Source organism: Rhizobium sp. R711 (assembly GCF_002211365.1).
In the GTDB taxonomy this organism is placed as follows: Bacteria; Pseudomonadota; Alphaproteobacteria; order Rhizobiales; family Rhizobiaceae; genus Rhizobium.
Genome location: NZ_LOKZ01000035.1, coordinates 245,801 through 253,534, shown reverse-complemented (window position 1 = coordinate 253,534; position 7,734 = coordinate 245,801). Strand labels below are relative to the sequence as shown.

Annotated in this window: 6 protein-coding genes; 4 read left to right on the top strand and 2 right to left on the bottom strand. The window is 59.7% G+C overall.

The features are described from left to right. Positions 1-265 precede the first annotated feature (265 nt). Positions 266-2,107, top strand: a complete 1,842-nt coding sequence (locus ATY80_RS23470) for a methyl-accepting chemotaxis protein (protein WP_088694699.1) — start codon at positions 266-268, stop codon at positions 2,105-2,107. 290 nt (positions 2,108-2,397) lie between these two features. Then, the gene (locus ATY80_RS23465) at positions 2,398-3,267 is read left to right on the top strand and encodes a LysR family transcriptional regulator (protein ID WP_088694698.1); all 870 of its coding nucleotides are present in this window, start codon (positions 2,398-2,400) and stop codon (positions 3,265-3,267) included. Positions 3,268-3,280: 13 nt separating this feature from the next. Here the strand turns inward: ATY80_RS23465 and ATY80_RS23460 are convergent, their stop codons facing one another. Both ATY80_RS23460 and aceA read right to left on the bottom strand, forming a co-directional pair. Then, entirely contained in the window at positions 3,281-3,517 is a 237-nt protein-coding gene (locus ATY80_RS23460; RefSeq protein ID WP_088694697.1) for a hypothetical protein, read from the bottom strand. A 22-nt stretch (positions 3,518-3,539) separates the two neighbouring features. Beyond that, entirely contained in the window at positions 3,540-4,829 is a 1,290-nt protein-coding gene (gene aceA, locus ATY80_RS23455; RefSeq protein ID WP_088694696.1) for an isocitrate lyase, read from the bottom strand. A 194-nt stretch (positions 4,830-5,023) separates the two neighbouring features. On the opposite strand from aceA, the gene ATY80_RS23450 reads away from it, so the two are divergent. Together ATY80_RS23450 and ATY80_RS23445 are read left to right on the top strand one after the other, a co-directional pair. Continuing rightward, positions 5,024-6,436: a short-chain fatty acyl-CoA regulator family protein gene (locus ATY80_RS23450; RefSeq protein ID WP_088694695.1), complete on the top strand. Its 1,413-nt coding sequence runs from the start codon at positions 5,024-5,026 to the stop codon at positions 6,434-6,436. 131 nt (positions 6,437-6,567) lie between these two features. Next, a complete protein-coding gene (locus tag ATY80_RS23445; protein WP_088694694.1) occupies positions 6,568-7,668 on the top strand; it encodes a polyamine ABC transporter substrate-binding protein in 1,101 nt (366 codons plus the stop codon). Positions 7,669-7,734 lie beyond the last annotated feature (66 nt).

Genomic DNA, 7,734 nt, shown 5'->3' with positions numbered 1-7,734 from the left:
AATGGGCCGACCAACTCGGAATGCCCAGGCTCGCATAACCTCAATCCCTCGAACCGCCCGGTGCGGACCCGCATGCCGGGTGGTGTGGCAGGGGAGCGATCAAATAAGATCGCCCCCTATGCCGATTTCGACCTATCGCGCCTGCGCGGAAGCCCTTAATTTTGGGGCGAGGTAATTTCAAATTTTTTGACGATTGCCAATTTTTTGAAGATTTTCTTTAAATTTTTCGAATTACCCTGCGAGGCTCATGTCTCTGGGGATATCCATGCTGCGTTTGTTCTCGGCTTCCATCGTACGTCAGATTGTTGCCATCACGCTTGTATTACTCGTCTGTAGCGCCGCGGCGATCGTCTGTGTCACCTATTACAATCTGAGCGCCTACGTGATGGCGAGCGCCGTCTCCGACGCAAAGGACGCAAGCCGGACCATGGCGGTCCTCTACGGCGCAAGCGACGCCACCGTGAAGATTGACGTCAGCAACAACCAGCTTGCCGGGGTGACTGAAGATAAACTTCCCTCGCTCAGCGATCATGTTCTGGTCGATCGCACCGCGCAGTCGATTGCAGGTGTTGCCACGGTCTTTGAACACCAGGACAGCGACTACGTCCGCGTCTCTACGAACGTGAAAAAGGAAAACGGCGACCGCGCCGTCGGCACGAAGCTCGCCGCGGATCATCCTGCGCAGGCAGCATTGGCCAAGGGCCAAGCCTATTACGGCCCGGCAGAGCTGTTCGGTCGGAAGTTCATGACGGGCTATTTCCCGATCAAAAACGCAACCGGTTCAAACGTCGGCATTCTTTTCATCGGCATCCCGATGGAAGTCTATTACAACAGCCTGCAGCAATTGCTGATGCTGGTGGCAGGCGCTGGTGTAGCGGTGTTGTTGCTGGTCGGCGTGGTCGCCTACTTCGCCATCCGCGCGTCCGTCAAGCCACTGGAGGCATTGACCGCGACCATCCACACGATCTCTGCAGGAAATCTCGACGGACCAGTTCCCTGTGTGGAGAAACAGAACGAGTTCGGCGCGATTGGACGCGCTCTGGCTCTCTTCCGGGACAACGCCCGTGCCCGCCAGACATTGGAAATGCAGGCCGCCGAACAGCGGCAGCTCAGCGATGACGAGCGCGCCCGCAACGATGCCGAGAAGCGTGCGCTCGATGGGCAGATCGACTTCGCCGTCAATCAACTCGCGGCCGGCTTGGGACGCCTGGCGCAGGGCGATGTCTCTCAGACGATCCAGACGCCGTTCGTCGGTCGCCTGGAGCAGCTTCGCGTCGATTTCAATGCGTCGCTTGTTCGCTTGCAGGAAACGCTGGCGCGCATTCGTGACAACACGGCTTCGATCCAGACCAATTCAGGAGCCATGCTGGCTTCCGCCGACGAGCTTTCGAAGCGCACAGAAGCGCAGGCCGCCAATCTCGAAGAAACCGCAGCTGCCGTTGAGGAAATCACCGCAACAGTCAAATCCTCCGCGGTGAGAGCGCGCGAGGCGAACGACGCCGTATCCGTGACGAAGAAGAACGCCGATAGCTCAGGCGCCGTGGTCAGCGACACAGTCGCGGCGATGGATCGCATCGAGGAGGCCTCGAAACAGATCGAGCAGATCATCGAAGTCATCGACGACATCGCGTTCCAGACGAATCTTCTGGCGTTGAACGCTGGCATCGAGGCGGCACGCGCCGGTGAGGCCGGCAAGGGCTTCGCGGTCGTTGCACAGGAAGTGCGTGAGCTTGCGCAGCGTTCCGCAGACGCAGCGCGCGAAATCAAGGGCCTGATTGAGAAGTCGACGCGGGAAGTCATGACCGGGTCCGGCCTTGTGCAGAAGACAGGCTCGGTGCTCGCCGCGATCAGTCAGGAGATCATTGCGATCAGCGGTCACGTTGAAACGATCGCGACAGCAAGCCAGGACCAATCGGCTGCTCTGCAGGAAGTCAACGGTGCCGTTAATGCGATGGACCAGATGACACAGCAGAACGCCGCAATGGTCGAGGAAACGACCGAGGCAAGCCGCCAGCTTGCCAATGAGGCGGATGCGCTGATGGCGTTGGTTCAGCAGTTCCGCTTCGAAGCCACTTCGGATTACGGCCGCGCAAGGCAGGCGGCCTGATCTTCCCGTTCAGACTGACACCGGGTGCCCTGGCGAGAAGTGTTTTGACCGAGATTCCGAAGGATGTGACGAAGGCCGCGACCCGGACCATGCGGGAGCTGCCAAAGCTTTCATAGAATTCGTTTTCGGCTCGTGCCGAATACTTGTCGCGGCTGTCGTTGAGCATGTCTGCAATTTCCGCAATGGCGATTGGGGTAATCATGACGATGTCCTTCCGTGTGGGGCATCGCCTTAACTATCCCTCAAAATCTGCTTTATAAACGCGAGTTATCTCACTATGTTTTTCGTCTATGAAAAACACGCAGTGGGACTCTTTTCAGCTCTTTCTTCAGGTCGCCCGGTTTGGTGGGCTGACCGGTGCCAGCGCATCGAGCGGCCTTAGCCCCGCGACGATCGGCCGTCGCATGCTCGATCTGGAACATGAGATCGGCAAGGCTCTCTTTGTCCGCAGTCAGACGGGCTACAGCCTCACTATGGACGGCCAAGTACTGCTGGACCATCTACAGGACATGGAGGCGGCAGCGCGCAAGGTCGATGCCTGGCGGCAGGCGGGCAGCGTCGGCGCAACGGTGAGGATCGCGGCCGGCACTTGGATCGCGTGGCTTCTGACGGAGAATTTTGCGGCGGTCCGCAAGCCTGGCGATGCCTTCGCAGTCTCGCTGACCATTGGCGAAGCGCGCGCCAACCTCAACTACAGGGAAAGCGACATCGGTATCCGCGCCTTCGAACCGGAAGAAAGCAACCTTGCCGCCCGCCTGCTCGGCGAGGTTGCCTATGCTGTTTATACGAGACGCAATGCCGAAGGCACCGATGAGCGATGGGTCGCCGTCGCCGAAGAGGATGCGATCTCGAATTATCTGCGTTGGCCGCATCGCAACGCTGCCGGCTCGATCGTTGCGACCGTCAACCGGCCGCGCTCGCTTCTGGAATTGCTGAGAGCAGGGACGGGCAAGGCGGTTCTGCCGTGCTTCGTCGGCGATCTCGATCCCGAACTGCAGCGTCTCGGTGGCGAGCTGCCGGAACTGCGCCACCGGCAATGGATCGTCATGAACAACGAGGATCGGCACCGGCCGGAAATCCGGACCGTTGCCGATCGCATGACGAAATTGCTGAAGAGCTACGTCGATCTCTTTGCGGGTAAGCGCCCCAGCCGAAGCTAGGGCGCCCGTGGTCTCAGTTGCGGCCCGCGACGATGACGGGGATCAAGAGGTCTCCCCAGTTCCCGTCGCCGCCATGATGCCTTGCCGAGCGAACCAACTCGACGGAAACCCCGGCATCGACCGCTTTCATGACCGACTGGTTCAGTCGGTGCAGGTCGTTGGCCAACATGCGGATCATCGTCTGCTGGTCCGGGGTCATGCAGGTGGATTGTTCTTCAGCGCGTTCCTTGACGCGTGCAAGCGTAGGCATGGCATTCTCCTCCTTGGTGCGATCATTCTGCTGCTGGTTTGAACTGTGCGTGTTCGGTGGATTCCTTCATTGCCGTGGTCGACGAACGTCCGCCGGTGATGGCCATCGAAACGGCATCGAAATAGCCGGTGCCGACTTCGCGCTGATGCTTGGTCGCGGTGTAGCCGTTGACCTCGGCCGCGAACTCCGCCTGCTGCAGTTCGGAATAGGCAGCCATCTGCCGGTCCTTGTAGCCTCGAGCGAGCTCGTACATGCCGAAGTTCAGCTGATGGAAGCCGGCCAGCGTGATGAACTGGAACTTGTAGCCCATCGCACCGAGCTCGCGCTGGAACTTGGCGATCGTCGCGTCATCGAGGTTTTTCTTCCAGTTGAACGACGGCGAGCAGTTGTAGGCGAGCAGCTTGCCGGGATGCACCTTGTGGACGCCTTCGGCAAAGCGGCGGGCCTGCTCGAGATCCGGCTTCGAGGTTTCGCACCAGATGAGATCGCAGTGCGGCGCGTAGGCGACGGCGCGGGCGATGCACGGCTCGAGCCCGTTACGAACCTTATAGAAGCCTTCGACCGTGCGACCCGCATCATAATCGACAAAGGGCTGGTCGCGCTCGTCGATATCGGATGTGAGCAGCTTGGCGGCTTCCGCATCCGTGCGGGCGATGACGAGCGTCGGAACGCCCATGACATCGGCGGCGAGGCGAGCCGCATCGAGGTTGCGGATATGCGCCGCGGTCGGGATCAGGACCTTGCCGCCCAGATGGCCACACTTCTTCTCCGACGCCAGCTGGTCCTCGAAGTGGACACCGGCCGCACCTGCCTCGATGTAGGCCTTCATGATCTCGAAGGCATTCAACGGGCCTCCGAAGCCTGCCTCTGCGTCAGCGACGATAGGCGCAAACCAGGTCTCGACGGAGAGGCCGTTCTGCTCTGATGTTTCGATCTGGTCGGCGCGCTGCAGGGTCCGGTTGATCCGCTTGGCAAGCTCTGGCCCGGCGTTTGCCGGATAAAGCGACTGGTCCGGATACATGGCCGAAGCGGTATTGCTGTCTGCAGCGACCTGCCAGCCGGAGAGGTAGATTGCCTTCAAACCGGCCCGGACCATCTGCATCGCCTGATTGCCCGAAAGCGCGCCGAGCGCATTGACGAAATCATCCTGATGCAGAAGCTGCCATAGTCGCTTGGCGCCCATTTCCGCGAGTGTATAGCGCAGTTCCACGGAGCCGCGCAGACGCTTGACGTCGTCGATCGAGTAGGGACGCTCGACCCCGTTGAAGCGTCCTGCCGGAAGGTCCCGGTGCAGCTTGTCAAATTCTGTCATCTCATGCTCCCTTGCAGATTATGTGGTCGGTTTGGATGATTAACAGAATTTACAAGTTTCCGTGAAAAGCCAGAGATATCTATGGAATAGCCATCAGAAACAAGTTAGGATGCAAAGTCTTTGACATAGGCGCTCTGTAAATTTGTAAAGTATTGTAAATTCCGGTTGGTCGGTATCTTGTAAAGGATTGTCACATGGCGGAGCGCAAGATTTTTGCGGGACCGAAGGTTCGGCGCATTCGCAACGGCCTCGGCTTGACGCAGTCTGCGATGGCCGAAGAGCTTGGCATCTCTCCGTCCTATCTCAACCTCATCGAGCGCAACCAGCGGCCTCTCACCGTGCAATTGCTGCTGAAGCTGTCGTCGGTCTATAAGGTTGATTTGGAGGAGCTGAAGGATGAGAGCGGCGGCAGCCTCAACCAACTGCGCGAGATTTTTGCGGATCCGCTGCTGGCCGGCGAACTTCCCGGCGATCAGGAACTCGTGGAGGTCGCGGAAGCTGCACCCAATGCGGCAAGTGGCATAATCAAACTCTACCGCGCCTATAGTGAGCAGGCCAGCCGCCTCTCTGACCTGACGTCGCTGACGGCAGGTGCGGGGCAGATGCCGCTTGCCGGTGCGCGACTTCCGGCCGACGAGGTCCGCGATGTTCTGGAGCGGCGCTCGGCATATTTCCCCGAACTCGAAGAGGCCGCCGAGACGTTCTCGGCGCGTTTTTCGGAAACCCGCGATCTCCCGGTCGCGTTCAGGGAGTGGCTGCGGGCGGAGCGCGGCATCAGCGTCCGTGTCCTTCCGGTTCACGTCATGCCGGATCTTCGGCGTCGCTTCGATCGGCACTCGATGCGGCTCTTCGTTTCCGAACGCCTGTCGCCGGCCGACCAGGCGCATGAGATCGCGATTGAGGTCGCGACGCTGGCATTGCGCGATGCGATCCTTGCGGAACTCGATGGCCTGGCATTGTCGACGCCAGAGGCGAAGCGGATAGCGCGCTTCGAACTCTGTCGTTACGGCGCATTGGCGCTCGCGATGCCCTATGCACCCTTTCTTGCTGCGGCCCAGGGCAGCCGGTATGACGTGGATATCCTTCGTTCCCGCTTCGGCGTTTCCTATGCGCTGGCGGCAGCCCGGTTGGTCATGCTGCAGCGGCCGGGTGCCTCCGGCATTCCCTTTTTCATGATCGAGATCGATGCGGCTGGTCACCGGCTGCGGCGGGCTGGAGCGCACGGCTTCCCGCATTCGCGTTTCGGCGGCGGCTGTCCCAAGCTGAACATTCATGCCGCCTTCCTGCAGCCCGGCCAGATCCTTGCCGAAACGGTCGAAATGCCGGATGGCGGCAGTTACCTTACGGTCTCTCGGACACTTGAGGGGCCAAACACCGCGTTCGGAGAGCGCATCAGGCGCACCGCCTTGCTGATCGGCTGCGAAACTGCTGCCGGCGAAGCGTCGGTCTACGGCCAGGTTGCAACGACGCAGCAGCCGGTTGCGATCGGACCGGCTTGCCGCCTTTGCGAACGGCGCGGCTGCCTTGCGCGCGCCGAGCCGCCTGTCACACGGCCGCTGGGCCTCGATGAGATGGTTGCAGGCCTCAGCAGCTTCGATTTCCAATGACTGTGAAATGATTGAGACTGCAGGTTTTTGCGCTTGTCGGCTTCTGAAAAGCTTTCTAGTCTGGTTGCAAAACCAGAGGGTGGGCGTCCGTGAAACGGCGCCGCAAAGCGAAGAAGAAGACAGGAGATATCATGAGGTCAACAATCGCAAGACTTGCAGCGAGCGCCGTTGTGCTCGCGTTCGCCGCTGCGCCGTCCTTTGCGCAGGAGCGGGTGGTCAACGTCTACAACTGGTCGGATTATATCGACAGCTCCATCCTCGAAGACTTCACCAAGGAAACCGGCATCAAGGTCGTCTACGACACCTTCGATTCCAATGAGACGGTTGAAACCAAGCTGCTGGCCGGCGGCACGGGCTACGACGTGGTCGTGCCGAGCGGCGACTTCCTGCAGCGCCAGATTCAGGCCGGTGTCTTCCAGAAGCTCGACAAATCCAAGCTGCCGAATCTCTCCAACATGTGGGATATGATCCAGCAGCGCACCGCGATGTATGACCCCGGTAACGAATACGCGGTGGACTACATGTGGGGCACCAACGGGATAGGATACAACAAGAAGAAGCTTGCTGAAGTCCTCGGACCCGACGCAAAGGCACCGGGCCTTGAAGCAATCTTCGATCCAAAAGTTGCTGAAAAGTTCAAGGATTGCGGCATCTATGTCCTCGATGCACCGAAGGACGTCATGCCGTCGGCCTTGACCTATCTCGGACTTGAACCCAATTCGAGCAAGCCGGCCGATCTGCAGAAGGCCGGCGAACTGCTGGAAAAGGTACGGCCCTTCGTTCGCAAGTTCCATTCCTCGGAATATATCAACGCCTTGGCTAACGGCGACATCTGCATCGCGTTCGGTTACTCCGGCGACATCTTCCAGGCTGCCAACCGCGCGACCGAAGCCAAGAACGGCGTGGAGATCGGTTACTCCATTCCGTCACAGGGTGCGCAGATGTGGTTCGACATGATGGCGATCCCGGCGGATGCCAAGCATGTTGCTGAGGCGCACGAATTCCTCAACTACATGATGAAGCCCGAAGTCATCGCCAAGGCCAGCAACTACGTGTTTTATGCCAACGGCAACAAGGCGTCGCAGCAGTTCATCGACAAGGCAGTCCTCGAAGACCCGTCGGTCTATCCGAGCGAGGACGTGATGAAGAAGCTCTATAGCGTCACCCCATGGGATCCGAAAACGCAACGCACAGCGACCCGGATCTGGACGAAAGTCGTCACCGGCCAGTAATTTAAATCAGGCCCGGTCGGCAACGCCCGGGCCTTTTCTTTCTATGCCGGTCTCGGGGAAGCCGGC